The organism is Paracoccus sp. Ld10 (assembly GCF_045064235.1).
Lineage (GTDB): Bacteria > Pseudomonadota > Alphaproteobacteria > Rhodobacterales > Rhodobacteraceae > Paracoccus.
This window is the reverse complement of the sequence record NZ_JBISHD010000027.1, coordinates 192,198-216,762: the sequence shown is the minus strand read 5'-3', so window position 1 is coordinate 216,762 and position 24,565 is coordinate 192,198. Positions and strand designations below refer to the sequence as shown.

Sequence of the window (24,565 nt, the reverse complement as noted above, 5' to 3'; positions counted from 1 at the left end):
CCCGGGGTCGTCCCGGGACGGGACAGGGGGGCCGCAGCCCCCCTACCTCACTTGACCGGGTTGCGATAGGTCATCCGCCGCACCGATCCGGTCTTGGACCGCATCAGGATGGTTTCGGTCGTCAGGTATCCCGGCTCACGCTTGACGCCGGCGACGATCGACCCGTCGGTGACGCCCGTCGCGGCAAAGATCACGTCGTCGGTGACCAGATCGTCGCGGGTATAGATGCGGTCCAGGTCGGTGATTCCTGCCTTGCGCGCGCGTCCGCGTTCATCGTCGTTGCGGAACATCAGCCGGCCCCACATCTGCCCGCCCATGCATTTCAGCGCCGCCGCGGCCAGGACGCCCTCGGGCGCGCCGCCGGACCCCATGTACATGTCGATGCCGGTCAGCTCTGCCTCGGCACAGTGGATCACGCCGGCCACGTCGCCGTCGGTGATCAGGCGGATCGCGGCGCCGGTCTGGCGGACCTCTGCGATCATCTCCTCGTGGCGCGGACGCTCCAGGATGCAGACGGTGATGTCGCCGTCCTCGCAGCCGCGTGCACGGGCCAGGGCGCGGACGCGCTCGGCCGGGGTCATGTCCAGGCTGACGACGTCCTTGAGATAGCCCGGGCCGACGGCCAGCTTGTCCATATAGACGTCGGGCGCGTGCAGCAGCGTGCCGCGCGGCGCCATCGCGATGACGGTCAGCGCGTTCGGCATGTCCTTGGCGGTCAGCGTGGTGCCTTCCAGCGGGTCCAGGGCGATATCGACCTCGGGTCCGTCACCGGTGCCGACCTCTTCGCCGATGAACAGCATCGGGGCCTCGTCACGCTCTCCCTCGCCGATGACGACGACGCCCTTGATGTCCAGCATGTTCAGCTGATCGCGCATCGCATTGACCGCGGCCTGATCGGCCGCCTTTTCGTCGCCACGCCCGATCAGCCGGGCCGAGGCGTGGGCCGCAGCCTCGCTGACGCGGGCAAGGCCCAGGGACAGCATCCTGTCGTTGAAATCCTTAGGCGCGGTCATTTGCCTCATCCCTTTTTTCTGCATGTTGGGGGCTTTCTAGGCGGCAGCGTCGGGGGCGGCAAGCCTGACGGCGCTAACGGTCCGGGCTTTCCGACAGTTCCAGCGCCAGCGCGTGGATCCGCGGCATGATGTCGCCCAAGGTCGCGTGGACCAGCCGATGCTGCTGAATCCGGGTCAATCCGGCGAATGCGGGGCTGACCATGCGGATGCGGAAATGGCTTTCTCCCCCATCGCGAAAGCCTGAATGGCCGCGATGATCCTCGCTTTCGTCCAGCACCTGCAGGGTGGTCGGCTGCAAGGTTGCCAGCCGTTCGGTCATCTGGTCCGCAATCATCCGCGTATCCTTTCCGTCAAGGGGTTTCATGTCCCGTCAGATAGCCTAAAATGCCCGGCTTGAGTCGCAAAGGTGCCCTAGGATGAGCAAGAACGACCCGTTCGGTTTCGACATTTCCGCCGCCAAGGACAAGAAGCGCAAGACCAAAGGACGGCGCGGCATGTCGGGGGCGTTCGAGACCTCGACCCGCATCTGCGAACGCGAAGGCTGTGACGAACCCGGCCAGTACCGCGCGCCTAAGAACCCGCGCAATCTGGACGACTATTTCTGGTTCTGCAAAGAGCATGTCCGCGAATACAACGCCAACTGGAACTACTTTCAGGGCCAGTCCGAGGAAGAGTTCCAGCAGTTCATCGACAATGCCACGGTCTGGGAACGTCCGACCAAACCGTTCGGCAAGGCGGCCGCCGAGGACAAGTGGGCGCGCCATGGCGTCAGTGACCCGCTGGAGATCCTGGGGGCCAACGGGACCGCGCCCGAATCGCGCGCGCAGTCCAGCGCACGCAAGCTGCCCCCGACCGAACGCCGCGCGCTGGACATTCTGGAAGCCAAGGACCACTGGACCCGCCCCGAGATCCGCAAGCAGTACAAGTCGCTGGTCAAGGACCTGCATCCCGACATGAACGGCGGCGACCGGTCCGACGAGGATCGCCTGTCCGAAGTGGTCTGGGCCTGGGATCAGATCAAGGACAGCCGCTTTATCCGCGACTAGGACTGCGTCAGGCCGCGCGCCCCCGGCGGCGCGGCCACAGGGCCACGGCCATAACCAGCATCAGCAAAGCCACGACCGGGATGTTCCCGGTCGCCAGCCACGGCGTTGCGGGCAACGCGCCCGGCAGGGCTGCGTCAATCTTGCCCGGCTGGTTCAGGGGCAGGCTGGCCAGAATGCGTCCGCGTGCGTCGATCACCGCACTGACCCCGGTATTCGCGGCACGGACCAGCGGCAGCCCCGTTTCAATTGCGCGCAGGCGGGCCTGATCCAGATGCTGATACGGTCCCGACAGCGCCCCGAACCATGCGTCGTTCGTCGCCTGCAACAGCCAGCCGGGGCGCTGGTCCAGATTGCGCAGATGCTGGGGAAAGATCGCCTCATAGCAGATCAGCGGCTGGAAATCGGGGACGCCGGGGGCTGACATGATCTGCGGGCCCGGCCCTGCGGAATAGCCGTTGCCCTGCCGCGCGGCAAAGGCGCCGATGCCCACCCGGGCCAGCGCATCGCCCCAAGGGACGTATTCGCCGAACGGCACCAGGTGGAACTTGTCATAGACCTGCGTGACCTGACCGCCCGGTGCGACCGTCGCCAAGCTATTGAAAAAGCGGCTGCCCTCGCGCCGCTGGATGCCCATGATCAGGGGCGCGCCGGCGGCCTGCGACATCATCGGCAGGACTGCGTCGGCATCTTCCAGCAGAAAGTTCACCGCCGTTTCCGGCCAGATCACCAGATCGCGGGGACCGGGTTCGGCGGACAGGTCCAGCAGGCGTTGGAAAAAGACGGTGGACCATTCGGGGTCCCATTTCAGGTGCTGCGCCGCGTCCGGCTGGACGATCCGCAGGGTCACGGGGCGGTTGGCGGGCATCGGGGCGGCCAGCCGCGCCGCGCCGGCGATCCATGGGGCCGCCAACACCACCATCGCCAGCGCCGCAGCCGTGACCGGGCGCCCCCGCAGCAGCACGGGCAGGACCGCCAGCATCATCGTCAGCGTGCCAAGGCCCAGGGCCCCGGTCCAGGCCGCAATCTGGGCCACCGGCGTGTCGATCCACGCGTGACCGATCTGCGCCCAAGGAAAGCCGGTAAAGATCCAGCCGCGCAGCCAGTCCGACAGGATCAGTGCAGCGGCGATGGCCGCTGCCTGTGGGCGCGAACCGCGGGCCATGCGCGCGGCGGCGCAGGCAGGCACCGCCCAGAACAGCGCGCCCCCAAGCGCCATCAGGATCAGCGCGAAGGGAGCCATCCAGCCGTGGCGGGCGATGTCGACCAGAAAGGGTTCGGTGATCCAGGACAGCGACAGCGCGAACCAGCCAAAACCCGCGGCCAGGACGTGCCAGAACACGGCGGCGGCGGGCAGGGGGGACAGGCGCCAGATCAGGGCGGCCATCGCCAGTGGCGTCGCGGCCCAGATGCCAAAGGGCGCAAGGCCCAGGGCAGCGATCAGCCCAAGGGCCATATCGGGCAAAAGACTGCGCAGGGGCGGTCGGCCCCTGCGCAGTCGAGATAGCGGGCGAAGCGTGCGGCGCATCAGGCCTCGGCGTCAGCGTCCTTGGGCTGCGGCGCGTCGGCATCGACCTTTTTGCGGCGGGTGCGCTTGGGCTTTTCCGGCGCGTCAGCCGGGGTTTCGGCGGACGGGGCGTCGGCAACAGGCGCATCGGCCGTCGCGGCCTTGCGGCGACGGGTGGGCTTGGGTGCGTCGGCTACCGCGTCGGCAGGGGCCTCGGTCGCATCAGCGGCGGGCTTGCGGCTGCGGGTCCGCTTGGGCTTGGGCGCGGTTTCCTCGGCCTGCTCGGCAGCGGGGGGCGTGTCGGCCACCTCCGCCTTCTTGCGACCACGGGTACGCTTGGGCTTGGGTTCCGCTGCGGGTTCGGCCGCCTCGACCGAAGCGTCGGCCACGGGCTGGGCCTCCTGCACGACGGCAGGCTGGGCGTCCGCGGGTTGAGCGTCGGCGCGTGCGTCCACGGTCGCTTCGGCCTGTGCCTTGCCGCGACCACGGCCACGCGACCGGCGCGCGGGCTTGGGGGCAGGATCGGCGGCAGGGGCGTCCTCGGCTGTCGCATCGGCAGGGGCGTCGTCCGACAGGCCGATGCTGCGCAATTCGACCAGCATGAACTGCGGGACATGATCGCCCATGCCCATCACCTGCGATCCGCGGTTGTCCTGATCGCGACCGCGACGGCCATCGCGGCGGTCGCCGCGACGATCGTCCTTGCGCGGCTCTTCGCGGCGCGGCTGCTCAGCGCGCGCTTCGGGTTCAGGGCGGGGTTCGGGCTGCGGTTTGGGCTCCATGCGGGCCTCCGGTTCGGCTGTGGTCGCGACGGGTGCGGGAGGCGCTGCGGTTTCCGCCTCGGGGCGGGGCTCGTCGCGGCGACGACGGCGGGTGCGTTCGCGCGATCCGCCCTTGCGGTCCTCGGCGGGGCTGTCGTCGGCCTTGCGCTCGTCGCGCGCTGGCGCGTCGCCGGTCGCAAAGCCCGCGGGTGCATCGACACGCGGCAGCGAGGTCTTGAGCAGTTGTTCGATCGCGGCAAGATACTTGTCATCGGACGGCATGGCGATGCTGATGGATGTTCCCAACCGCCCGGCACGACCGGTGCGGCCGATGCGGTGGACGTAATCTTCGGCATGGCTGGGCAGGTCATAGTTGAAGACGTGGCTGACGGCCGGAATGTCCAGCCCGCGTGCCGCGACGTCGGACGCGATCAGCAGGCGCAGCTTGCCGTCGCGGAACGATTCCAGGGTGCGGGTCCGCTGGCTCTGGTCCAGGTCGCCATGGATCGGGGCCGCGTCATAGCCATACTTGGTCAGCGACTTTGCCAGGATATCCACTTCGCTTTTGCGGTTGCAAAAGACGATGGCGTTGGTCAGGCCCTCGCCCTCGGCATCGACCAGGGCACGCAGCAGATCGCGTTTCTGCTTGGAGGCCGTGTCGCGGCGCGCGGGCGTCAGCTGGATCAGGCGCTGCGTGATCGTTTCGCTGGCGGATGCCTGGCGCGCGACCTCGACCCGCTCGGGCGAATGCAGGAAAGTGTTGGTGATGCGTTCGATTTCCGGCGCCATCGTGGCGCTGAAGAACAGCGTCTGGCGCGTGAACGGCGTCAGCTGGAAGATGCGCTCGATATCGGGGATGAAACCCATGTCCAGCATGCGGTCGGCCTCGTCCACGACCATGATCTGCACGCCGGTCAGCAGCAGCTTGCCGCGTTCGACATGGTCCAGCAGGCGACCCGGCGTCGCGATCAGCACGTCCACGCCACGGTCGATCAGCTTGTCCTGTTCGCCAAAGCTGACGCCGCCGATCAGCAGCGCCTTGGTCAGGCGGGTATGCTTGGCATAGGTGTCGAAATTCTCGGCCACCTGGGCGGCCAGTTCGCGGGTCGGGCACAACACCAGGCTGCGCGGCATGCGCGCGCGGGCGCGTCCGCGACCCAGCAGCGTGATCATCGGCAGGGTAAAGCTGGCGGTCTTGCCGGTTCCGGTCTGCGCGATCCCCAGAACGTCGCGGCCTTCCAGGGCGGGCGGGATCGCCCCCTGCTGGATGGGCGTCGGCGTCTCGTAGCCGGCTTCCAGCACGGCCTGCAGTACTTTGGGGTCCAGCTTCAGATCAGAGAACTTGGTCATTCGGGGCTTTCCATTAAGCCGCGCCCGTTCTGGCGCGATGCGTTCCAAGCCGCGCGCCCGTCTGGCGCAGTGGCGGCTAAGTTGGGACGCAATCACGGACGCCCCGCCTTGATGCCTGCCGGATGCAGGCCCGCATCGCGTAGACCAAAGGCGCTGCCGCGTCAATCTTTTGCGTGTGTTGTCCCGTCCGTGGGGCGGCGGGGCGGGGCTTTCGGTTGACCTCTCCCCGTCCGAAAGGGTAACCCCCGATGGTCAATCAGGAAGCCCATGATGAACCTTTTCACCGATTTGCGCGGCGTCGTCGTCGAGGCGCTGGACCAGATGGCCGCCGCAGGAGAGCTGCCCGCAGGCCTGGATACCGCCAATGTCACGGTCGAACCGCCCCGCGATCCGGCGCATGGCGACATGGCCACCAATGCCGCGATGGTGCTGGCCAAGCCCGCCGGGATGAAGCCCCGCGAGATCGCCGACCGCCTTGCCGCGCGCCTGACCGATGCCCGCATCAGCGCGGTCGAGGTCGCGGGCCCGGGGTTCCTGAACCTGCGCCTGTCGCCGGTCGTCTGGCAGGGCGTGATCCGTTCGGCCCTGCAGACGGGCCCGGAATTCGGCCGGTCGGACCTGGGTGCCAATGCCAAGGTCAACGTCGAATTCGTCAGCGCCAACCCCACCGGCCCGATGCATGTGGGCCATGTGCGCGGCGCGGTCTTTGGCGATGCGCTGGCACGGCTGCTGGCGTTTTCCGGCCATGACGTCACGCGCGAATACTATATCAACGACGGCGGCGCGCAGGTCGACGTGCTGGCGCGGTCCGCCTATGAACGCTACCGCGAGGCCAACGGGCTGGAGCCCGAGATCCGCGAGGGGCTGTATCCCGGCGATTATCTGATCCCCGTCGGAGAGGCGCTGAAGGCGAAATACGGCAACAGCCTGCTGGAGCGTCCCGAAGACGAATGGCTGCAGGAGATCCGCGAATTCGCCACGCAGGCGATGATGGAACAGATCCGCGGCGACCTGGCGATTCTGGGCGTGCAGATGGACGTCTATTCCAGCGAAAAGGCCCTGTACGGCACGGGCCGGATCGAGGACGCGATTGCGCGTCTGGACGCGCAGGGCCTGATCTATCGCGGCGTGCTGGAGCCCCCCAAGGGCAAGCTGCCCGAGGACTGGGAGGCGCGCGAGCAGCTGTTGTTCCGGTCAAGCGCGCATGGCGACGACGTGGACCGTCCGATCCAGAAATCGGACGGGGCCTGGACCTATTTCGCGCCCGACATCGCCTATCACTGGGACAAGATCGACCGCGGTTTCGACCAGCTGATCGACGTTTTCGGCGCCGATCACGGCGGTTATGTCAAGCGGATGAACGCCGCGGTCAAGGCGCTGTCCAATGGCCGCGTGCCGCTGGACGTCAAGCTGATCCAGTTGGTCAAGCTGTACAAGAACGGCGAGCCGTTCAAGATGTCCAAGCGCGCAGGCACCTTTGTCACCCTGCGCGACGTGGTCGAGGAGGCGGGGGCCGACGTCACCCGCTTCATCATGCTGACGCGCAAGAACGACGCGGCGCTGGATTTCGACTTTGCCCGCGTGCTGGAACAGTCCAAGGACAACCCGGTCTGGTATGTCCAATACGCCAGCGCCCGCGTGCATTCCGTTCTGCGCCGGGCGGCCGAGGCCGGGATCGCGGTCGACGATTCGACCCTGGCCGATGCCGATCTGTCCGTGCTGGCCCACCCGGCCGAGCTGGAACTGGCCCGCAAGGTCGCCGAATGGCCCCGTCTGGTGGAAAACGCGGCCCGCGCGCACGAGCCCCATCGGGTCGCGTTCTTTCTGTATGAACTGGCGTCCGACCTGCATTCGCTGTGGAATCGCGGCAATGACGACACGTCGCTGCGGTTCATCCAGGATGGCGACGCGGTCACAAGCCAAGGAAAAATTGCGCTGGTCCGGGCGGTTGGCGTTGTTATTTCATCTGGTCTCGCTATTCTTGGCGTCACTCCGGCGGAAGAAATGCGCTGACTGAATGCGTCGCTGCCGGGGAAGGCTGAGAGCAGGCAAAAGTTAATCCGGGACAACCGGCGGGCAGGCGAACATGGCAGTGATGGACTTCCGCGAAGGCGGCTACGTTTTCTCGCGTCACAAGGTGAAGCGCGAATTCTCTTACGATCAGAACGGACAGCCCGCAGCGGCTGCCGGTCAGGCACCCCACCCGACGCAGGCCGATGGCCTGCCCGCGCGGCTGGCGCGGGTGACCCATTACATGGGCGCGGTCGCATCGGTCGCGCTGATGGTGGGGCTGATGGCCTGGGGCTGGCAGCTGGTGTCGCGCGACGTGTCGGGCGTGCCCGTCATTCGCGCGGTTCAGGGCGAGGCCCGCACCACCGCCGAGGAGCCGGGCGGACAATTGACCAACCATACCGGCCTGGCCGTGAATTCGGTCGCCGGGGGACAGGTTCTGTCGCCGACGGATCAGGTGGCGATTGCACCGGCACCGGTGGATCTGTCCGCTGATGACGTGGCGATGGGCGAACTGGGTGCGACGGCGCGCGAGCCCTCGAACCCGTCCGAGACACCGCTGACATTTGCCGGTGAACCCATCGTGCCGCTGTCCGACAGCGAGGCGCGCGCGCTTGCCGAGGCGCAGGCCGCTGCGGCCGCAGAACGTGCGTTTGCCGATCTGGCCGTGAACCAGGCCGCGATCATCGACGCCCCCGCCAGCGAGGGTCCGGTGACCGAGGTCGTCACCGATGAAAACGGTGTACCCGCCCAATCCGCAGCCATCGCCGAGGCCTTGGCCCAGGCTCAGGCCGAGGCGAACCCCGCCGTGGTCATCGCATCGGTCCGTCCCGCGCCGCGCCCCCGCGTGACCCGCGTCGCTGCGGCCCCGGCTGCAGCGCCCGCCCAATCGGCCGTGGCCGAAGCGCCCGCCCCCACAGAACGGCCCGCAGCGCCCCCCGCGCCGACCCCGGTCGCGGCGAGCAGCGCCAGCGGTCCCGTCGTACAGGTCGGCGCGTTCGACAGCAATTCCATCGCCAACGGCGAATGGCAACGGCTGGCCGGGCGCAACGGCGGCCTGTTCTCCGGCAAGTCGCCGGTCATTCAGGAACACCAGTCGAACGGCCGCACCTTCTGGCGGCTGCGGGTCGCGGGCTTTGGCTCGCTGTCCGAGGCGCGACAGTTCTGTTCGGCGCTGCAATCGTCGGGGACCGACTGCCTGGCGCTTGGCGGCTGAGGCCGTGCACAACGCGACCATTCTGGGCGGCGTCGGTGGCCTGTCCCTGACGCCGGACGAGGCCGCGTTCTTTCGCGAGGCCGATCCATGGGGTTTCATCCTGTTCGGGCGCAACGTGGATGCGCCTGAACAGCTGCTCCGCCTGACCGCGCAGCTGCGCGAGGCCGTGGGCCGCGATTGTGTCATTACCATCGATCAGGAGGGTGGGCGCGTGCAGCGCCTGCGCGCACCGCATTGGACCGACTGGCCCGCGCCACTGGACCAGGCGCAGGCAGGGCCACGGGCGATGTGGCTGTACTATCACCTGATCGGCCAGGAATTGCGCGCGGTCGGCATCGATTCGAACTGTGCGCCGACGCTGGACGTGGCGCAGGACGCGACGCATCCCTTTTTGCGCAACCGCTGTCTGGGCACTGACCCGGACCGCGTCGCCGAACTGGGTCGCGCGGCGGCCGAGGGGTTGTTGGCGGCGGGCGTGCTGCCCGTGCTGAAACACATGCCGGGCCATGGCCGCGCACAGGTCGACAGCCATCACGGCCTGCCCGTGGTGGACGCGTCCGAGGCCGACCTGGACGCCATCGATTTCGCGCCGTTCCGGGCGTTGAACGATCTGCCGATGGGCATGACTGCGCATATCCGGTTTCCGGCGCTGGATGATGGGCCCGCGACGGCATCGCGCCGGATGATCGGTCTGATCCGTGACCGGATCGGGTTCGACGGGCTGCTGATGACGGACGACATCACCATGAACGCCCTGTCGGGGACCCAGGCCGAACGCGCGACCGCGTCCATCGCGGCGGGCTGCGATCTGGTCCTGCACTGCAACGGCACGATCGCGCAGATGGCGCCGGTGGTGCAGGCCGCGGGCCCGATGACGCATGACGCCATGCGCCGCGCAGATGCCGCGCTGGCCCGCCGCGCGCCGCCAGAACCGGTCGATATCGCCGCCCTGACCAATCAGTGGCGCGTGCTGAGCGCTTGACAGGCAGGCGGACGGGCATGACCCTTCGCGCCTATGCCAAGGAGGCTTTGTGGCCAGACAGGTTCCCTATCTTCGGCCCGTCGCCGACCCGGATGTCGCACAGCGCCGCGCCGACGAGGCGCTGATCGTCGATGTCGATGGCTATGAAGGCCCGCTGGACCTGTTGCTGACGCTGGCACGCACGCAAAAGGTGGACCTGCTCAAGATTCGGGTGCTGGATCTGGCCGAACAGTACCTCGTCTTTGTCGAGGAGGCCCGCGCCTTGCGGATCGAACTGGCGGCCGATTACCTGGTCATGGCCGCCTGGTTGGCCTTTCTGAAATCGCGCCTGCTGCTGCCGCCGGACCCCGAGGCCGAAGGCCCCTCGGCCGAGGATATGGCCGCCCATCTGGCCTTTCAGCTGGAGCGTCTGGCCGCGATGCGGCAGGCCGCGGCACAGCTGATGGCGCGCGACCGTCTGGGCCTGTCGCGCTTTGCCCGCGGTGCCCCCGAAACCGTGGCCCGCAGCCGGCGCACCGAATGGCAGGCGGGGTTGATCGACCTGATGCGCGCCTATGCCCGGCTGAAGACGCGCGACGAATTCCGTCCCTATGCGTTTGATCGGCACGACATCTTTACCATGGAACAGGCGCTGGACCGCCTGCGGCGGATGATCGGGTTCACCGGCCAGTGGACCGACCTGTCGGTGTTCCTGCCCGATGGCTGGTCGAATGACCCGAAACGTCGCCGCAGTGCGACCGCCGCGACCTTTGCGGCCTCGCTGGAGCTTGCACGCCAGGGGCGGCTGGAGATACGGCAGGCCGAGACATTTGCGCCCATCCATTATCGGCAAAAGCCCCATGACGACCACAGCTGATCACTCCCCCCCCGCGCTGGACGAACAGGCCCGCATGGTCGAGGCGATCCTGTTCGCCGCCACGCAACCGATGACCCTGCGCGATCTGGCCGCGCGGATGCCGCAGGGATGCGACCCGGCCGAGGCGCTGACGCTGTTGCGCGCGACCTATCAGGGGCGGGGCGTGGTGCTGGAACGCATCGGCGAGGGGCACGCGTTCCGGACGGCCCCCGACCTGTCCTTTTTGATGCAGACCGAGACGGTCGACACCCGCCGCCTGTCCCGCGCCGCGATAGAGACGCTGGCGATCATCGCCTATCATCAGCCCGTCACCCGGACCGAGATCGAGGAGGTGCGCGGCGTCGCCCTCAGCCGCGGCACGCTGGATCAGTTGATCGAGATGGAGTGGGTGCGGGTGGGCCGCCGCCGCATGACGCCGGGCCGCCCGGCGACCTATATCGTGACCGAGACGTTCCTGGATCATTTCGGGCTGGAATCGGCGCGCGACCTGCCGGGTTTGGCGGAACTGCGCGCGGCGGGCCTGCTGGAATCGCGCCCGCCTGCCGATGGTCTAGGGCTGCCCCTTGTCGGCGGGGGGGCGGACCCCGATATCGATCCAGACACCCTGTTCGAGGATGAATGAGCGATGAATGCCAATCAGCTGATCAGCATGTTCACCCGTCTCGTCGCGCGCCGCGCGATGAACTGGGGGATCAACAAGGGTCTGGGGACACTGTCGCGCGGCAAGGGGGCACTGGGCAAACCCGTGCCCGGCACGCGGCGCAACGATGCGCAGATGCAGGACCTGGCGCGCAAGATGCGGACGCTGTCGCGGTTGACGGGCCGCTGAGGCTGTCCTTTCACCGCGACCCGCGCTAGGGCTGCGTAATGGACAACACCCCTTTCGAGATATTTCTGGTCGCCACCCCTGGCCTTGAGGCACCGCTTGCGGCGGAGGCCAAGGCCCTTGGCTGGACCGGCGTGATCCAACCCGGCGGCGTCACGATTCAGGGCGGCTGGTCCGATGTCTGGCGGGCGAATCTGCTGCTGCGCGGCGCTACCCGCGTGCTGGCTCGCATCGGCGGGTTCCGGGCCATGCATCTGGCACAGTTGGACAAGCGCGCGCGCAAGTTTCCGTGGGGCGACCTGCTGCCTCGTGACCTGCCGGTGCGGGTCGAGAGCATTTGTCGGGCGTCCAAGATCTATCATGCGGGTGCCGCCACGCAGCGCATCGAACGCGCGATCATCGAGGAACTGGGTGCGCCCTTGGCCACGCCCGAGGATCGCGGTCCGTCGATCACCGTCAAGGCGCGGATCGAAGATGACCTGGTGACCTTCAGCCTGGATACGACCGGCGAATCGCTGCACAAGCGCGGCCACAAGGAGGCCGTGGCCAAGGCGCCGATGCGCGAGACCATGGCCGCGATGTTTCTGGCCGAGATGGGTTTTGACGGCAGCCAGCCGGTGCTGGACCCGATGTGCGGATCGGGGACCTTCGTGCTGGAGGCTGCGGAAATCGCGCTTGGCATGTTGCCCGGCCGCAGCCGGGGGTTCGCGTTCCAGCGGTTCGCCAATTACGACGCGGCCGCATTCGCCGCGCTGAACGCCATCCCCGCTTCGCGCGATCCGGGTGTGCGGTTCCTGGGCTTTGACCGCGATCCCGGCGCGATCCGCATGAGCGAGGCCAATGCCGCCCGCGCAGGGGTAACCGATGTGACGCGGTTTCAGGCGGGGCAGGTGACCGACCTGCAACGCCCCGACGGCCCTCCGGGCATCGTGATCGTCAACCCGCCCTATGGTACCCGGATTGGCAACAAGGGCCCGCTGTTCGGCCTGCATGGCCAAATGGGCGCGGTGTTCCGCGAGCGATTCCAGGGCTGGCGCATCGGCATCGTCACGTCCGAGGCCGGGCTGGCCAAGGCCACCGCCCTGCCGTGGAAGGCGCCCGGACCGATCGTCGCGCATGGCGGGCTGAAGGTCCGCCTGTGGCAGACCGGGCCGCTTTAGCGGAACTGTTTGGCCAGCTTCAGGCCCTGACCCTGATAGTTCGACCTGATCCCTTCACCGTACAGGCGCTGCGGTCGCGCGGCCATGCGTTCATAGACCAGCCGGCCCACGGTCTGGCCGTGCTCCAGCACGAAGGGCGCCTCGTGACAGCGCACCTCCAGGACGCCGCGCGCGCCATGGCCTTCATCCCCGATGCCAAAGCCCGGATCAAAAAAGCCCGCGTAGTGGACGCGGAATTCGCCGACCATCGCCAGATAGGGGGCCATCTCGGCGGCGTAATCCGCGGGGATCGCCACCGATTCGCGGCTGACCAGAATATAGAACGCGCCGGGGTCCAGAATCAGACGGCCCTCGGTCGTGCGCAGTTCGTCCCAGAATTCGGCCACGGGATAGGCGCCGATGCGGTCCAGATCGATCACCCCGCTGTGCGGGCGGGCGCGATAGCCGACCAGATCGCCGTCGGCAGGACGAAGATCGACCGAAAAACCCAAACCGTGGTCGATCAGCACCGGCGCACCGCCCACCAGCGGCTGTTCCGCATGCAGCGCGGTCAGGTCGGCATCCGACAGGACAGCCTGTCCGTGGCGCAGGCGCAGCTGGTTCAGGCGCATGCCCGGCCGCACCAGCACCGAAAAGCTGCGCGGGCAGATTTCGGCATAGAGCGGTCCGTCATAGCCTTCGGGCAGGCGGTCGAACTCGGTTCCGTCATCGGTGACCAGCCGGGTCAGCAGGTCCAGCCGTCCGGTCGAAGATTTGGCATTGGCGACCGCGGACATGCCTGCGGGCAGGGCAATTCGTTCCTGCAGGGGGATCAGGTAGACGCAGCCGCGTTCCAGAACGGCTCCATGGGACAGGTCCATCTGGTGCATCTGGAAATCGGCCAGCCGGTCCGCGATGCGACGTCCGCGCCCAGCCAGAAAGCTGGCGCGCAGGCGATAGGCGGTGGTGCCAAGCCGCAGGTCCAGGCTGGCAGGTTGGATCTGTTCGGGGGTCACGGGGGCATCGGAACGGATGACGCCCCGGTCGATCAGGTCGCGGATATCGCTGTCGGGCAGAACGCCATTCATGTCGGAGACCCCTGATGCGGGTGGGGGAAAAGGGAAACGCCCATCCTTGATAAAGGATGGGCGTTTTCGGAATGGTCGGGCCGGAGAGATTCGAACTCTCGGCCTTCCGCCCCCCAGACGGACGCGCTAACCAGGCTGCGCCACGGCCCGACGCGCATGCTATAAAGCGATCCGGCAGGCCAGCACAAGGGCCTGGGCGTGGAAAACTTTGACAAATCGCATGCCGGGTTCAGGACAGGCTCAACATGGCCTGCGCCAGTCTCAACACGGCGGGTTTGGTGTGGTGCCAGTGGCGATCGGACGGCGAAATTCGCTGTAGGTGGTGCGTCATCGAACGAAGACGTACCAGCCAGACGGTGGGTTGCGGGGGTACCGGTTCCGGTGCCATCGGGGCCGGGGCAGGTTCGACGGTCAGTTGTTGAACCCCGCGGCGGCGTACCGACTGACCCCGATCCGCAGCAATTTGCCTGATCGCACCGCGAATCGTCAGGCCGTCGTCGCGAAGCAATGCACAAATACCTGCCGCCATCTCAACATCGGCCGGACGATAATACCGTCGTCCATCAGGCCGCTTCATCGGTTTGAGCGCCGAAAACTGGGTTTCCCAATAGCGCAGGACATGCGGGGCGACGCCGATTACCGCCGCCACCTCTCCGATCGATCGGAATGCCTCTGCACTTTTTGCCATCTGGCTGAACCGGCCCTATGGCTTGTTTCCGACCGCCACGCGATCCTTCATCAGGTGCGAGGGCCGAAAGGACAGGACGCGTCGTGGCGTGATCGGCACTTCTTCGCCCGTCTTGGGGTTGCGGCCGATACGCTCGTTCTTGTCGCGCACTGAAAATGTGCCAAAGGATGAGATCTTGACCTGCTCCCCCTGCACCAGCGCATCGGAAATGTGATCCAGCACGCTTTCGACCAATTGTGCCGATTCGTGCCTGGACAGGCCGACGTCGCGGAAAACCGCCTCGGCCAAGTCCATCCGGGTCAAGGTCTTGTCGCCCATGATTGGTCCTCTTGAATGTAGGAAGGATGGTTTGAATTCCCATCGCTGTCAACGAGGGCCGCAGGGAAATCGTTCCCTGTCCGATACTTGTCGGGTGCGTGCAGATAGTGCAAGTCGATAGGGCTGTTGATTTCGACGCGGTTCGTCCCACGTGAAGGGAACCAAACAACGCTGATGGAGGACATGATGGCAGGCGGGTGGGCGCGCGACGGCGCGGTGAATGACCAGATCGAGGTCAGCACAGCAGAGGCGATCGCCCGCGCACGCGCGGCGGCGACGCGTTCTCAAACTTTAGAAAGCGCCCGCCATTGCGCGGAATGCGACGAACCAATCCCCGAGGCGCGTCGGGCAGCACAGCCCGGTGTGCAGCTGTGCATCGTGTGTCAGTCGGGGCAGGACCGCGCACGACGTCCCGCGGGAGGCGTGAATCGTCGTGCCAGCAAGGATGCATTGTTGAAATAGCCTACCAGCGCAGGACGACGGCGCCCCAGCTGAGTCCACCCCCGATTGCCTCGGTTACCAGAACCTGGCCCGGTTCGAACCGTCCCTGACCATCGGCCACCGACAGGGCCAGTGGAATCGACGCGGCAGAGGTGTTGCCGTGATCGGCCACGGTCAGGACGACCTTTTCCAACGGCAGCTGCATCTTTTGCGCCGTGGCGGTGATGATCCGCATGTTCGCCTGATGCGGCACCAGCCAATCCACGTCGGCAGGCGTCAGCCCGGCACGGTCCAACGCCGTGTGCGCCGTCTTGGCCAGTTTTTCGACGGCATGGCGAAAGACCAGATTGCCCTGCATGCGCAGTTGACCGGCCGTGCCGGTCGAGGATACGCCGCCATCGACATACAGCAGTTCGCGATAGGTCCCGTCGCTGTTCAGGTCGCTTGCCAGAATGCCGCGGTCGTCACTGGTGCCGTCGCCCTCCTGCGCCTGCAGGACGACCGCGCCGGCACCATCGCCGAACAGCACGCATGTGCCGCGGTCGGTCCAGTCCATGATGCGCGAAAAGGTTTCGGCCCCGATGACCAGGATCCGGTCGGCCTGACCCGCGCGAATCATCGCGTCGGCATTGGCCAGCGCAAAGACAAAACCGGCGCAGACGGCCTGAACGTCATAGGCAAAACCACGTTTCATGCCCAGGCCGGCCTGGACCATGGTCGCGACGGCCGGAAAGGTGAAATCGGGGGTCGAGGTCGCCAGCACGATGCCATCGATGTCCGCGGCGGTCATGCCCGCGCGATCCAGCGCAGCCTTGGCTGCGCGGATGGCCAGGTCGCTGGTGGTCTGGCCTTCGGCTGCGAAATGGCGACGCTCGATCCCGGTGCGGGACCGGATCCATTCGTCGGTGGTGTCCAGCTTGTCCTCGAACCAGCTGTTTTCGACGATGCGTTCGGGCAGGTAATGCCCGGTGCCGCAGATGACCGAACGACGCGTCACGACGATGCTCCTGTATCGGTGGCGCTGGCGGATGCCGCGACACCTTGGGCCACGCGCGCTGCCAGACGATCCTGAAAGCCCGATTTGGCGAGGGTAAAGGCCAGCTTGATCGCCGCAGACACCCCGGTCGCATCGGCCGATCCGTGTGATTTCACCACCGTGCCGTTCAGGCCCAGAAAGATGCCGCCATTCACCCGACGGGGATCAATGCGTTTCTGCAGGCGCTTCAGCGATGTCATGGCCAGAACGGCCGCAAATTTGGACATGATTGAATTGGAGAAGGCGTCCTTGAGGAAATCTCCGACCAGCTTGGCCGTGCCTTCGCCGGTCTTCAAGGCGACATTACCGGTAAATCCATCGGTGACGATCACATCCACGCGGTCTGACGGCAGATCGCCGCCTTCGACAAAGCCGACATAGGTATATGTGTCCGGCGCGGCCTGTTCGATCATCTCGTGCGCTTGCTTCAGCTCGGCGCGGCCCTTGTGTTCTTCGGTCCCGACGTTCAGCAGACCGACGCGCGGCATGGGCAGACCCAAACCGTTGCGTGCATAGGATGCGCCCATCAGGGCATATTGCAACAGATCATGCGCATCGGCGCGGATGTCCGCACCCACGTCCAGCATGATGTTGAACCCCTGGGGATTGCGCGATGGCCACAGGCACGCGATGGCCGGACGGTTCACGCCCGGCAGCTTGCGCAGGCGCAGCATCGACAGCGCCATCAGCGCACCGGTGTTGCCACAGGACACGGCGACCTGCGCCTCTCCGGCCTTGACCGATTCCAGCGTGGACCACATCGACGTGCCCTCGCCTTTGCGCAGGACCTGGCTAGGCTTGTCATGCATCGTCACCACGCCGGCGGCGTGGCGGATGTCACAACGACCAGCCAGCACCTTGCGACGCGCGATCAAACCCGCAAGCTCCGCCTCATCGCCATGGACGATAAAGCGGATCTCGGGGTTCTTTTCGGCGCTTTCGGCCATGCCGGCGACGACAACGGCGGGGCCGCGGTCGCCACCCATGGCGTCAACCGATATCACCACGCTGCCCCCGGTGCCGGGGACGCGCGGTGTCGGTGTGCTCGCGGAGGGGACGGACATCAGGACGGACGCGCCGGAATCAGGCCGCGTCGTCGTCCAGGTCGATCTCGTTCGCCTTTGCGATCACTTCGCGGTCCGCGTAGTGGCCGCAGGACGGGCAGACGTGATGCGGGCGCTTCAGCTCGCCGCAGTTGGAGCATTCGTTCGGGTTGCCCGCGACCAGCGCATCATGCGCACGGCGCATGTTGCGCTTGGACCGGGTTACGCGATTCTGAGGGACAGCCATGTCACCACCTCGGTTGTCAGGGTGCGGCGCCAGAACGCAATCACACCAGATTTGAATTCGTAAATGAACCGCGCAGATACGCCATGACGACCGCGCCCGCAAGCCCCGAAGGCCAAGGGACGGTCGCAAACGCACCGCACATCGCCCCCACTTGCCGTGAAATGCCCCCGATTGCGCCCCCCGCCGGTGGCGTCAGGCGCATTTCGCGCCCGCCTGTGGCCCGATGGCCACGCCACGGCAATCAGGATTCGGGCTTGTTCGTGCCCAGCAGCTTGTCCAGCCCGGCAAAGGGTCGCCGTGTATCGGCCGCCTCGTCGTCATCGACCGCGAGGGATTGCGGCAGGGTGGCGCCCTCGGCCCGCGGATAGGCGGGCAGGGCCAGCGACAGCGCCTCGACCATGATGGCGGTCAGGTCGATAAAGTTGCCCAGGGGTTCCAGCGTCTCGTCCGGCATCTCGGCCTCGTCGCCTTCGGGGGCGGCCACATGCGGAGAGAACTGGATGCGCACCGGTTCGGAAATGTCCGTGCGCACGGGTTTCAGCGTGATGACGCAGGGCTGCGTCACACGCGCGGCCAGCGTGGCCGTCAGAAGCCAGCTGTCAGTGCCATGCGCGCGCAGCGTTCCGCGAAAGTCCAGGCGCGCCAGCGCGTCCAGTCCCATCTCGGTGGCCAGGGCATTGCGCACGCCTTCGTCGGGGCGCAGGTGAAAGGTCGTCGCCGTGTTCGGGTTCAGGTGCGCGACGCGCAGCCGTTGCGGGTGCGATTCGGGGGTGATCATGTCGGGCCTTTGTCATGCGGCGCGGGGCGCGTGACCCCGAGGATTGATATTCTTGAGCAGGGTGGCCGAGTTTGCTAGTCAGGGCGGGCCGCGTCAACCGCCCCAAGGAGGGATCCCGCCCATGTCCGCCATCAGAAGCCTGATGACACTGGCGTTTCTGGCTGTCCTCGGGCTTGCCGCCTGTACACCCATCGAACGGAACCACGGATACGTCCCCCCGGATCTGGAACTGGCACAGATCGTGCCGGGTCAGACGACGATGGACGATCTGCCCGGCCTGATCGGTCGCCCATCGGCCCAGGGCCTTTTGACCGGGTCCGGCTGGTACTATGTCGGATCGCGCTGGCGGCGCCTTGGCCCCGCCGCCGCCAAAGAGATCGACCGAACCGTCGTCGCCGTTTCCTTTGCGCCCACGGGCGTGGTCAGCAATGTCGAAACCTTTGGCCTGGAACGTGGGCGCGTCGTCACCCTGTCGCGTCGCGTGACGGATGGCAGCGTGACCGACATCTCGTTCATCGGTCAGCTGCTGGGGAACCTTGGCAACTTCCAGGCCGGCGACTTCATCGAATGATCGGGCGGGGCGCGGTCGTCTAGACCGCGCCCGCCAACTGACCCGCCAGGCGATGCAGATCGTCACGGTGCCCGGTACGCCCTGATGGCAGGTCCGGGTTCGACGTCATGGCGATCGACAGGGCCGGCTGGCGGCGCGTCGCGGGAAACACATAGACCATCTGCCCGCCATAGCCCCAGCCATAGCGCACGTCCCGCCCGGCCATCCGGCCCAGAAACCACCCATAGCCATAACCCTGACCGCTGAAGATGCTGGAGGTTCTGCGCTGCCAGCTTTCGTCGATCCATGCGGCGGGAACGACCTGCCGCCCACCCGCCTGGCCGCCGCGCGCGTACATCGCGCCGAATGCCAGCAGGGACCGGGTGCTCATCGCCATCTGGTTGCCGCCCAGATAGATCCCCTGTGGATCGCGGTCCCACCCGGTGATGCGGAAACCGGGGATCGGTGACAACCAATCGCGCGCGACCTCCAGCAGGGGGCTTTCGGTGACACGGGTCAGAATGGCGGCGACCAGATGGGTCGATGCGGTCGAATACTGCATGCGCGTGCCGGGGTCCTGGACAAAGGGCGCGGCCAGCGCGCTGCGCACCCAATTCGGACTGCTGACCCATCGGCCATAGTTCTGCCCCGACTGGCGTTCCAGCCCAGCCTGCATCGACAGCAGGTTTCCCAGGGTGACACGCGCCATGCGCGGGTCGGCCGATGCGGGCAGGTCGCTGCGCAGCAATGGCGCGATGGGCTGGTCCGGACCCTCCAGCAGGCCGCGCCCGATCGCGATCCCTGCCAACGCGGAGACGACCGATTTCGAGGCCGACTTGATGTTCGTGGGGCTGTCCGGGGTAAAGCCGTGATAGCCCTGTGCCGCCAGTTCGACCCCTTGCGCGCCATCGTCCTGCCACAGGGCGATGGCACGCAAAGGCTCCAACGCAGAGGCCTGCGATAGCAGGGGCGTCAGGCTGGCGCGGGCGATGCGGGGGGCTGCCAATAGGGGCAGGGCGGCGGCGGTCAGGATCAGGGCGCGTCTTTTCATGCGCACAATATGGGACGGGGGGCTGGCCATGGGCAATCACGCTTGCGTGGGGGCGGCGCGGGCTTTACCGCTTGGCCAGCCCCTGCGGAAAGGCCCGACCATGAGCGCGCTGGATGATCTTGCCCCCGTTCCGTTCCACGACGCGGACGCGCCGCAACGCGCGCGCATGCTGTCGCGGCTGGCCGATACGGAACTGACCGTGGCATTGCTGCGTGAACCCGTCCACGATCAGGTCGAACTGCAGATCTTTGATCTGGACGGCACCCGTGTCGCGCTGGCCTGCGACGCCGAGGATCGGCTGGCTGATTTCTTTGGCCATTCAGTTGCTTACGCCGCGCTGCCGGGGCGGGTGCTGGCGGGGCTGTTGAATGCGGACGGGGCCGGGTTGCTGGTCAATCCGGGCCAACCGTCGGAAATGCTGCTGGATACCGGCATGCTGGACTGGCTGACCGGTGCGCTGGATGCTGCGCCCGAACAGGGTCAGGCCCGTCTGCGCCTGACCGCGCCCGATGCGCAGGTCGCACAGGCCCTGGCCGATCCGCTGGCCGAACGGCTGGCGGACCTGCGCGGTCTGGTCGCAGGGGCGGCGCTGGTCGGGGCATCGGGGGACGGTGCCGGGCATTTGCTGGTCATCGCCGGCGCGCCCGTCGACCGCCAGCCCGCCATCGCCAAGGCCCTGGCCGAGGCGCTGGCCTTTCTGCCCGCCCAGCCCGGCGGCGTCGATATCAGCTTTTCCGACGCACCGCCGCCTGCCGGATCGCTGCTGTTCGATCTGACGCCCCCCGCGCCCGAGGAACCGGCACCGCGCCCAAAGGGTCCGCCGATCCTGCGCTGAACAGGCAAGCCCGGTTGCACTGCGGGTTTCAATTTGCCATTAAACCGCATGCAGATGCGTCACAAAGCCCTCGCCGTCCACCTTCTGACCGCAACCGGAGCCGTGCTGGCCATGCTGGCGATGCTGGCCGCCGTGCAGGCGGACTGGGCCCTGATGTTCCTGTGGCTGGTAGTGGCCTTTGTCGTTGACGGCATCGATGGTCCGCTGGCGCGTCGTTACGACGTCAAGAAGAACTGGCCCGCCTATGACGGCGTGCTGATGGACCTGATCATCGACTATCTGACCTATGTGTTCATCCCGGCCTTCGCGCTGTTCCAGTCGGGCCTGCTGTCGGGCTGGACGGGGTGGTTCGCGATCATCGTGATCGTGTTCACCAGCGTCGTCTATTTCGCGGATACACGCATGAAGACGCGGGACAATTCCTTTGCGGGCTTTCCCGGCTGCTGGAACATGGTGATTCTGGTCCTGTTCGCGGTCCAGCCGCACTGGATCATCATCCTGCTGGTCGTGACCATGCTGAGCGCCGCGATGTTCACCAACATCAAGTTCATCCACCCCGTCCGGACCAAGCGTTGGCAGGCGGTGTCGTTCCCGGTTGCGTTGGCCTGGGTGTTGTTCGCGGGCTGGGCCGCGGCGGTCGATTTCCATCCGGAAAGCTGGGCGATCTGGGGGCTGGTGCTGACGTCGGGGTGGTTGCTGGTGGCGGGCGCCGCGCAGCAGATGATCCTGCAACGCCGCCGCTAGGACACATACAGCCGCCATGGCCCCATATGGGGCGGTCGTTTCCCGTACGCCGCCCGGTCGTCGACGTTCCGGACAACCGTCCGGGTGATCAACGCGGCGATGCACCATCGGCATGGCACGTCGATCGCAGGTCGAACAGCCCGAACGCCGCCACGACCAGAAAGCACAGCCCCGGCACCACATAGGACAGCGCCGCCCCGCCGGAATCCATCACCGCGCCATGGATCAGGGGCACGATCGCGCCCCCCAGGATCGCCATGACCAGCCCCGCGGCGCCGAACTTGGTGTCATCGCCCAGACCGTGCAAGGCGATGCCATAGATGGTGGGAAACATCAGCGACAGGCAGGCCGACACGGCGACCACCGCCCAGATGCCCGCCAGCCCCGGCCCGGTCGCCGCGAACAGGCACAGGGCGGTCCCCGCCAGCGCCATGACGCTCAGCAGCGCGGCGGGCCGGATCACGCCCATCACGCCGACCATCACGAACCGCGCGATCAGGAACACGATCAGGCTGGCCTGCAGATACCATCCGGCCTGCGCCTCGGTCCCGCCGATGGTGGCGATCACGTACTGGATGGTAAAGGTCCAGACGCAGGTCTGGGCGGCCACGTTGAAGAACTGGGCCACGACACCGAACACATAGTGGCGATTGGACAGCAGCCGCCGCAAGGTCGGTGCGAACTGGACGCGTGCGGCATCGGGGGCGATGGATTCGCGGTCGGTCGGGATGCGCAGGAACGCGATGGCGACCCAGATCGCCAGCAGCACGAAGGCCAGCCCGACATAGGGCGTCATGACCGCGGACAGCTCCGCGCGCTGGATCTGTTCCAGCGCCGTCGCGGGCATGGCGGCGCGTTCGGCGTCGGTCGCCGGGTTCAGTCGCGGCAGGATCAGCGTCGCGGCCAGAAAGACGCCGATATTCGTGCCGACCGGGTTGAAGGCCTGCGCCAGGTTCAGGCGGCGCGTGGCGTTGCCGTCAGGGCCCATCGCGATGACGAACGGGTTGGCCGAGGTCTCCAGGATCGACAGCCCGCCCGCCAGCAGGAACAGCGCCGCCAGGAAATAGCCAAAGGTCATGGCCTGAGCTGCCGGATAGAACAGGAATGCGCCCGCGACCGCGCAACCGAGGCCGGTCAGGATGCCCGTCTTTTAGGAGAAGCGCCGGTTGATGAAGGCCGCAGGCAGGGCCAGCAGGAAATAGGCCCCGTAATAGGCGAACTGGACAAAGGACGCCTGCAGCGTCGACATCGAAAAGATGCGCGAGAAGACCTGGACCAGCGGATCGGTCATGTTCGCCGCGATCCCCCAGGCCGCAAAGCAGGTCACCAGCAGCGCAAAGGGCGCGCGCATTCCGGGGTGGACAAAGGGGGGTTTCGGCATCGGCTTTCTCCTGCGCGGACGGGGCGGCGTCTGGCACAGATCGGCGGGGGGGACCACCGCGAATGAAAAAGGGGGCGGTTGCCCGCCCCCTGTCGCGTGCCGATATCGCGGCCGCTATTCGTACTTGCGGATCTCGCCCGATTTCAGGCGGGCCAGATAGCGGTTCATCTCTGTTTTGACGACGGGCATCAGCAGGTACAGCGCGATGATGTTCGGGATCGCCATCGCAAAGATCATCGCGTCGGAAAAGTCGATGACCGGTCCCAGGCTGGCCGAAGCGCCGATGACCACGAACAGGCAGAAGATGATCTTGAAGATCAGCTCCTTGGTCTGACCCTCTCCGAACAAAAAGGTCCAGGCCTTGAGGCCGTAATAGCTCCACGAGATCATGGTGGAAAAGGCGAACATGACCACCGCGACCACCAGAATATAGCGGAACCACCCGAACGCGCTGCTGAAGGCGTCCGATGTCAGCGCGACGCCGGTGTTGCCGGTGACGGTGCGGATCTGGTCACCGGCCTCGTTCAGGGCGAACATGCCGGTGGTCGGGTCGGCGATCAGCTGTCCGGTGATGATGATCACCAGCGCGGTCATGGTGCAGATCACCACGGTGTCGATGAACGGCTCCAGCAGCGACACGAACCCTTCGGTGATCGGCTCCTTGGTGCGCACGGCGCTGTGGGCGATGGCGGCCGAACCGATACCGGCCTCGTTCGAGAATGCCGCCCGGCGAAAGCCCTGGATCAGCGCACCGATCGCGCCGCCCACGACCCCGTCATTGGTGAACGCACCCGCAAAGATCTGATAGAAGGCCGTGCCGATCATGTCATAGTTCATGACGATGATGATCAGCGCCGTGGCGACATACAACGCCGCCATGAAGGGCACGATCTTTTCGGTCACGCTGGCGATCGATTTCAGACCGCCCACGATCACCAGGAACACGATGACGGCCATCACCACGCCGGTGATCCAGCCGGGATAGTCGCCCATCACATTGATCAGCTGGGCATGGGCCTGGTTGGCCTGGAACATGTTGCCGCCGCCAAAGCTGCCCAGGATGCAGAAGATCGCGAACAGCACCGCCAGGATGCGCCCGCCCGGCAGGCCGCGTTCGGCAAAACCCTTGACCATGTAGTACATCGGACCGCCCGACACGGTGCCGTCGGCGTATTCATTGCGATATTTGACGCCAAGCGTGCATTCGGTGAACTTGGACGCCATGCCCATGAGGCCCGCCAGGATCATCCAGAATGTGGCACCGGGTCCACCGATGCTGACCGCCACCGCGACGCCCGCGATGTTGCCCAGGCCCACCGTGCCCGACAGGGCGGTGGTCAGGGCCTGAAAGTGGCTGACCTCTCCGGCGTCGTTGGGGTCGGAATAATCGCCCCGCACCAGCGCCAAGGCATGGCCGAAGGCGCGCAGCTGGATGACGCCGAAATAGACGGTAAAGGTCGACGCGGCGATCACCAGCCACGCCACGATCCAGGGAAAGCTGGTGCCCGGAAAATTGGAAAAGATCAGGCTGACGAACCAGCCGGTCGAATTGGCAAAGACCTGGTTGACGGCCTCGTCGATGCCCTGGGCCGCGGCGGGGCCTGCGGCCAGCGCCGCGAGGGCTGCGGCCGTGATGCGTGTTTTCATAGCTGTCATCCCTGT

Annotated in this window: 26 protein-coding genes, 1 tRNA gene and 1 pseudogene; 12 read left to right on the top strand and 16 right to left on the bottom strand. The window is 66.6% G+C overall.

Features of this window, described 5'->3' with window-relative positions; genetic code table 11:
• Nucleotides 1-47 precede the first annotated feature (47 nt).
• Nucleotides 48-1,013 (bottom strand): class II fructose-bisphosphatase, encoded by a 966-nt coding sequence (glpX, locus tag ACJJVR_RS09385; RefSeq protein WP_405404010.1) that lies wholly within the window; start codon nucleotides 1,011-1,013, stop codon nucleotides 48-50.
• A gap of 73 nt (nucleotides 1,014-1,086) precedes the next feature.
• Nucleotides 1,087-1,347, bottom strand: coding sequence for a BolA family protein (locus ACJJVR_RS09380; protein ID WP_405404008.1), 261 nt, complete (start codon nucleotides 1,345-1,347; stop codon nucleotides 1,087-1,089).
• Between the two features lie 82 nt (nucleotides 1,348-1,429).
• On the opposite strand from ACJJVR_RS09380, the gene ACJJVR_RS09375 reads away from it, so the two are divergent.
• Entirely contained in the window at nucleotides 1,430-2,059 is a 630-nt protein-coding gene (locus tag ACJJVR_RS09375) for a DnaJ domain-containing protein (RefSeq protein ID WP_405404006.1), read from the top strand.
• Between the two features lie 7 nt (nucleotides 2,060-2,066).
• Here ACJJVR_RS09375 and lnt read toward each other — a convergent pair whose 3' ends face one another.
• Together lnt and ACJJVR_RS09365 are read right to left on the bottom strand one after the other, a co-directional pair.
• Nucleotides 2,067-3,512, bottom strand: a complete 1,446-nt coding sequence (gene lnt, locus ACJJVR_RS09370; protein WP_405404435.1) for an apolipoprotein N-acyltransferase — start codon at nucleotides 3,510-3,512, stop codon at nucleotides 2,067-2,069.
• A gap of 635 nt (nucleotides 3,513-4,147) precedes the next feature.
• Nucleotides 4,148-5,674, bottom strand: a pseudogene (locus tag ACJJVR_RS09365) (DEAD/DEAH box helicase); the annotation flags it as partial.
• Nucleotides 5,675-5,944: 270 nt separating this feature from the next.
• Here ACJJVR_RS09365 and argS point away from each other — a divergent pair.
• The 7 genes from argS (at nucleotide 5,945) to ACJJVR_RS09330 (ending at nucleotide 12,724) form a co-directional block, all read left to right on the top strand.
• Nucleotides 5,945-7,687, top strand: a complete 1,743-nt coding sequence (gene argS / locus ACJJVR_RS09360; RefSeq protein ID WP_405404433.1) for an arginine--tRNA ligase — start codon at nucleotides 5,945-5,947, stop codon at nucleotides 7,685-7,687.
• Nucleotides 7,688-7,760: 73 nt separating this feature from the next.
• Nucleotides 7,761-8,900 (top strand): SPOR domain-containing protein, encoded by a 1,140-nt coding sequence (locus ACJJVR_RS09355; protein WP_405404005.1) that lies wholly within the window; start codon nucleotides 7,761-7,763, stop codon nucleotides 8,898-8,900.
• On the top strand, nucleotides 8,890-9,882 hold the full coding sequence (locus ACJJVR_RS09350) for a glycoside hydrolase family 3 N-terminal domain-containing protein (RefSeq protein ID WP_405404003.1): 993 nt from the start codon (nucleotides 8,890-8,892) through the stop codon (nucleotides 9,880-9,882). The genes ACJJVR_RS09355 and ACJJVR_RS09350 overlap by 11 nt, the downstream gene beginning before the upstream one ends.
• 49 nt (nucleotides 9,883-9,931) lie before the next feature.
• Nucleotides 9,932-10,738 (top strand): segregation and condensation protein A, encoded by an 807-nt coding sequence (locus ACJJVR_RS09345; protein WP_405404001.1) that lies wholly within the window; start codon nucleotides 9,932-9,934, stop codon nucleotides 10,736-10,738.
• Complete coding sequence (scpB, locus tag ACJJVR_RS09340) at nucleotides 10,722-11,360, top strand: SMC-Scp complex subunit ScpB (RefSeq protein ID WP_405403999.1); 639 nt, start codon at nucleotides 10,722-10,724, stop codon at nucleotides 11,358-11,360. Before ACJJVR_RS09345 ends, scpB begins: the two co-directional genes overlap by 17 nt.
• Nucleotides 11,361-11,363: 3 nt before the next feature.
• Nucleotides 11,364-11,567 carry a hypothetical protein gene (locus ACJJVR_RS09335; protein WP_405403998.1) on the top strand — a complete coding sequence of 68 codons (204 nt, stop codon included), beginning with the start codon at nucleotides 11,364-11,366 and terminating at the stop codon, nucleotides 11,565-11,567.
• Between the two features lie 38 nt (nucleotides 11,568-11,605).
• Nucleotides 11,606-12,724, top strand: coding sequence for a class I SAM-dependent RNA methyltransferase (locus ACJJVR_RS09330; protein WP_405403996.1), 1,119 nt, complete (start codon nucleotides 11,606-11,608; stop codon nucleotides 12,722-12,724).
• Here the strand turns inward: ACJJVR_RS09330 and ACJJVR_RS09325 are convergent.
• From ACJJVR_RS09325 to ihfA, 4 genes are all read right to left on the bottom strand, one after another.
• Nucleotides 12,721-13,791: a 2'-deoxycytidine 5'-triphosphate deaminase gene (locus tag ACJJVR_RS09325; protein WP_405403995.1), complete on the bottom strand. Its 1,071-nt coding sequence runs from the start codon at nucleotides 13,789-13,791 to the stop codon at nucleotides 12,721-12,723. The two genes, ACJJVR_RS09330 and ACJJVR_RS09325, sit on opposite strands and share 4 nt — an antisense overlap.
• Before the next feature lie 72 nt (nucleotides 13,792-13,863).
• A tRNA-Pro gene (locus tag ACJJVR_RS09320) sits at nucleotides 13,864-13,941 on the bottom strand.
• 79 nt (nucleotides 13,942-14,020) lie between these two features.
• The gene (locus ACJJVR_RS09315; protein WP_405403994.1) at nucleotides 14,021-14,479 is read right to left on the bottom strand and encodes a MerR family transcriptional regulator; all 459 of its coding nucleotides are present in this window, start codon (nucleotides 14,477-14,479) and stop codon (nucleotides 14,021-14,023) included.
• 15 nt (nucleotides 14,480-14,494) lie between these two features.
• Nucleotides 14,495-14,797 (bottom strand): integration host factor subunit alpha, encoded by a 303-nt coding sequence (ihfA, locus tag ACJJVR_RS09310; protein ID WP_405403992.1) that lies wholly within the window; start codon nucleotides 14,795-14,797, stop codon nucleotides 14,495-14,497.
• A 186-nt stretch (nucleotides 14,798-14,983) separates the two neighbouring features.
• Here ihfA and ACJJVR_RS09305 point away from each other — a divergent pair, with 186 nt between their 5' ends.
• Nucleotides 14,984-15,259, top strand: a complete 276-nt coding sequence (locus tag ACJJVR_RS09305; protein ID WP_405404430.1) for a DksA/TraR family C4-type zinc finger protein — start codon at nucleotides 14,984-14,986, stop codon at nucleotides 15,257-15,259.
• A 1-nt stretch (nucleotide 15,260) separates the two neighbouring features.
• Here ACJJVR_RS09305 and ACJJVR_RS09300 read toward each other — a convergent pair whose 3' ends face one another.
• From ACJJVR_RS09300 to ACJJVR_RS09285, 4 genes are all read right to left on the bottom strand, one after another.
• Nucleotides 15,261-16,235 (bottom strand): beta-ketoacyl-ACP synthase III, encoded by a 975-nt coding sequence (locus ACJJVR_RS09300; RefSeq protein WP_405403991.1) that lies wholly within the window; start codon nucleotides 16,233-16,235, stop codon nucleotides 15,261-15,263.
• Complete coding sequence (gene plsX / locus ACJJVR_RS09295; protein WP_405403989.1) at nucleotides 16,232-17,338, bottom strand: phosphate acyltransferase PlsX; 1,107 nt, start codon at nucleotides 17,336-17,338, stop codon at nucleotides 16,232-16,234. Before plsX ends, ACJJVR_RS09300 begins: the two co-directional genes overlap by 4 nt.
• Nucleotides 17,339-17,357: 19 nt before the next feature.
• Nucleotides 17,358-17,564, bottom strand: a complete 207-nt coding sequence (rpmF, locus tag ACJJVR_RS09290) for a 50S ribosomal protein L32 (RefSeq protein WP_042251337.1) — start codon at nucleotides 17,562-17,564, stop codon at nucleotides 17,358-17,360.
• Nucleotides 17,565-17,805: 241 nt separating this feature from the next.
• Nucleotides 17,806-18,342, bottom strand: a complete 537-nt coding sequence (locus ACJJVR_RS09285; protein ID WP_405403987.1) for a YceD family protein — start codon at nucleotides 18,340-18,342, stop codon at nucleotides 17,806-17,808.
• A gap of 121 nt (nucleotides 18,343-18,463) precedes the next feature.
• Here ACJJVR_RS09285 and ACJJVR_RS09280 point away from each other — a divergent pair, with 121 nt between their 5' ends.
• Nucleotides 18,464-18,913 carry an outer membrane protein assembly factor BamE gene (locus ACJJVR_RS09280; RefSeq protein WP_405403986.1) on the top strand — a complete coding sequence of 150 codons (450 nt, stop codon included), beginning with the start codon at nucleotides 18,464-18,466 and terminating at the stop codon, nucleotides 18,911-18,913.
• A gap of 19 nt (nucleotides 18,914-18,932) precedes the next feature.
• Here ACJJVR_RS09280 and ACJJVR_RS09275 read toward each other — a convergent pair whose 3' ends face one another.
• Nucleotides 18,933-19,943, bottom strand: coding sequence for a serine hydrolase domain-containing protein (locus ACJJVR_RS09275; RefSeq protein ID WP_405403984.1), 1,011 nt, complete (start codon nucleotides 19,941-19,943; stop codon nucleotides 18,933-18,935).
• A 100-nt stretch (nucleotides 19,944-20,043) separates the two neighbouring features.
• Here ACJJVR_RS09275 and ACJJVR_RS09270 point away from each other — a divergent pair, with 100 nt between their 5' ends.
• Together ACJJVR_RS09270 and ACJJVR_RS09265 are read left to right on the top strand one after the other, a co-directional pair.
• Nucleotides 20,044-20,778 (top strand): SseB family protein, encoded by a 735-nt coding sequence (locus ACJJVR_RS09270; protein ID WP_405403982.1) that lies wholly within the window; start codon nucleotides 20,044-20,046, stop codon nucleotides 20,776-20,778.
• A 48-nt stretch (nucleotides 20,779-20,826) separates the two neighbouring features.
• Complete coding sequence (locus tag ACJJVR_RS09265) at nucleotides 20,827-21,522, top strand: CDP-alcohol phosphatidyltransferase family protein (RefSeq protein ID WP_405403980.1); 696 nt, start codon at nucleotides 20,827-20,829, stop codon at nucleotides 21,520-21,522.
• A gap of 88 nt (nucleotides 21,523-21,610) precedes the next feature.
• On the opposite strand, the gene fucP is transcribed toward ACJJVR_RS09265, so the two are convergent.
• The 3 genes from fucP to ACJJVR_RS09250 form a co-directional block, all read right to left on the bottom strand.
• Nucleotides 21,611-22,660: an L-fucose:H+ symporter permease gene (fucP, locus tag ACJJVR_RS09260; protein WP_405404428.1), complete on the bottom strand. Its 1,050-nt coding sequence runs from the start codon at nucleotides 22,658-22,660 to the stop codon at nucleotides 21,611-21,613.
• A gap of 12 nt (nucleotides 22,661-22,672) precedes the next feature.
• Nucleotides 22,673-22,903 (bottom strand): hypothetical protein, encoded by a 231-nt coding sequence (locus ACJJVR_RS09255; RefSeq protein ID WP_405403978.1) that lies wholly within the window; start codon nucleotides 22,901-22,903, stop codon nucleotides 22,673-22,675.
• A gap of 114 nt (nucleotides 22,904-23,017) precedes the next feature.
• Nucleotides 23,018-24,550, bottom strand: coding sequence for an alanine/glycine:cation symporter family protein (locus tag ACJJVR_RS09250; protein WP_405403977.1), 1,533 nt, complete (start codon nucleotides 24,548-24,550; stop codon nucleotides 23,018-23,020).
• Nucleotides 24,551-24,565 lie beyond the last annotated feature (15 nt).

What these genes read in the sequence shown, in the direction of transcription:
- ACJJVR_RS09355 (WP_405404005.1), top strand. Translation starts at nt 7,761, where the DNA reads ATGGCAGTGATGGACTTCCGCGAAGGCGGCTACGTTTTCTCGCGTCAC.
- argS (WP_405404433.1), top strand. Translation starts at nt 5,945, where the DNA reads ATGAACCTTTTCACCGATTTGCGCGGCGTCGTCGTCGAGGCGCTGGAC.
- plsX (WP_405403989.1), bottom strand. Translation starts at nt 17,338, where the DNA reads ATGTCCGTCCCCTCCGCGAGCACACCGACACCGCGCGTCCCCGGCACC.
- ACJJVR_RS09270 (WP_405403982.1), top strand. Translation starts at nt 20,044, where the DNA reads ATGAGCGCGCTGGATGATCTTGCCCCCGTTCCGTTCCACGACGCGGAC.
- lnt (WP_405404435.1), bottom strand. Translation starts at nt 3,512, where the DNA reads ATGGCCCTTGGGCTGATCGCTGCCCTGGGCCTTGCGCCCTTTGGCATC.
- ACJJVR_RS09380 (WP_405404008.1), bottom strand. Translation starts at nt 1,347, where the DNA reads ATGATTGCGGACCAGATGACCGAACGGCTGGCAACCTTGCAGCCGACC.
- ACJJVR_RS09375 (WP_405404006.1), top strand. Translation starts at nt 1,430, where the DNA reads ATGAGCAAGAACGACCCGTTCGGTTTCGACATTTCCGCCGCCAAGGAC.
- ACJJVR_RS09275 (WP_405403984.1), bottom strand. Translation starts at nt 19,943, where the DNA reads ATGAAAAGACGCGCCCTGATCCTGACCGCCGCCGCCCTGCCCCTATTG.
- ACJJVR_RS09280 (WP_405403986.1), top strand. Translation starts at nt 18,464, where the DNA reads ATGTCCGCCATCAGAAGCCTGATGACACTGGCGTTTCTGGCTGTCCTC.
- ACJJVR_RS09330 (WP_405403996.1), top strand. Translation starts at nt 11,606, where the DNA reads ATGGACAACACCCCTTTCGAGATATTTCTGGTCGCCACCCCTGGCCTT.
- ACJJVR_RS09285 (WP_405403987.1), bottom strand. Translation starts at nt 18,342, where the DNA reads ATGATCACCCCCGAATCGCACCCGCAACGGCTGCGCGTCGCGCACCTG.
- ACJJVR_RS09250 (WP_405403977.1), bottom strand. Translation starts at nt 24,550, where the DNA reads ATGAAAACACGCATCACGGCCGCAGCCCTCGCGGCGCTGGCCGCAGGC.
- rpmF (WP_042251337.1), bottom strand. Translation starts at nt 17,564, where the DNA reads ATGGCTGTCCCTCAGAATCGCGTAACCCGGTCCAAGCGCAACATGCGC.
- ACJJVR_RS09325 (WP_405403995.1), bottom strand. Translation starts at nt 13,791, where the DNA reads ATGAATGGCGTTCTGCCCGACAGCGATATCCGCGACCTGATCGACCGG.
- ihfA (WP_405403992.1), bottom strand. Translation starts at nt 14,797, where the DNA reads ATGGGCGACAAGACCTTGACCCGGATGGACTTGGCCGAGGCGGTTTTC.
- scpB (WP_405403999.1), top strand. Translation starts at nt 10,722, where the DNA reads ATGACGACCACAGCTGATCACTCCCCCCCCGCGCTGGACGAACAGGCC.
- ACJJVR_RS09335 (WP_405403998.1), top strand. Translation starts at nt 11,364, where the DNA reads ATGAATGCCAATCAGCTGATCAGCATGTTCACCCGTCTCGTCGCGCGC.
- ACJJVR_RS09315 (WP_405403994.1), bottom strand. Translation starts at nt 14,479, where the DNA reads ATGGCAAAAAGTGCAGAGGCATTCCGATCGATCGGAGAGGTGGCGGCG.
- glpX (WP_405404010.1), bottom strand. Translation starts at nt 1,013, where the DNA reads ATGACCGCGCCTAAGGATTTCAACGACAGGATGCTGTCCCTGGGCCTT.
- ACJJVR_RS09305 (WP_405404430.1), top strand. Translation starts at nt 14,984, where the DNA reads ATGGCAGGCGGGTGGGCGCGCGACGGCGCGGTGAATGACCAGATCGAG.
- ACJJVR_RS09255 (WP_405403978.1), bottom strand. Translation starts at nt 22,903, where the DNA reads ATGCCGAAACCCCCCTTTGTCCACCCCGGAATGCGCGCGCCCTTTGCG.
- ACJJVR_RS09265 (WP_405403980.1), top strand. Translation starts at nt 20,827, where the DNA reads ATGCAGATGCGTCACAAAGCCCTCGCCGTCCACCTTCTGACCGCAACC.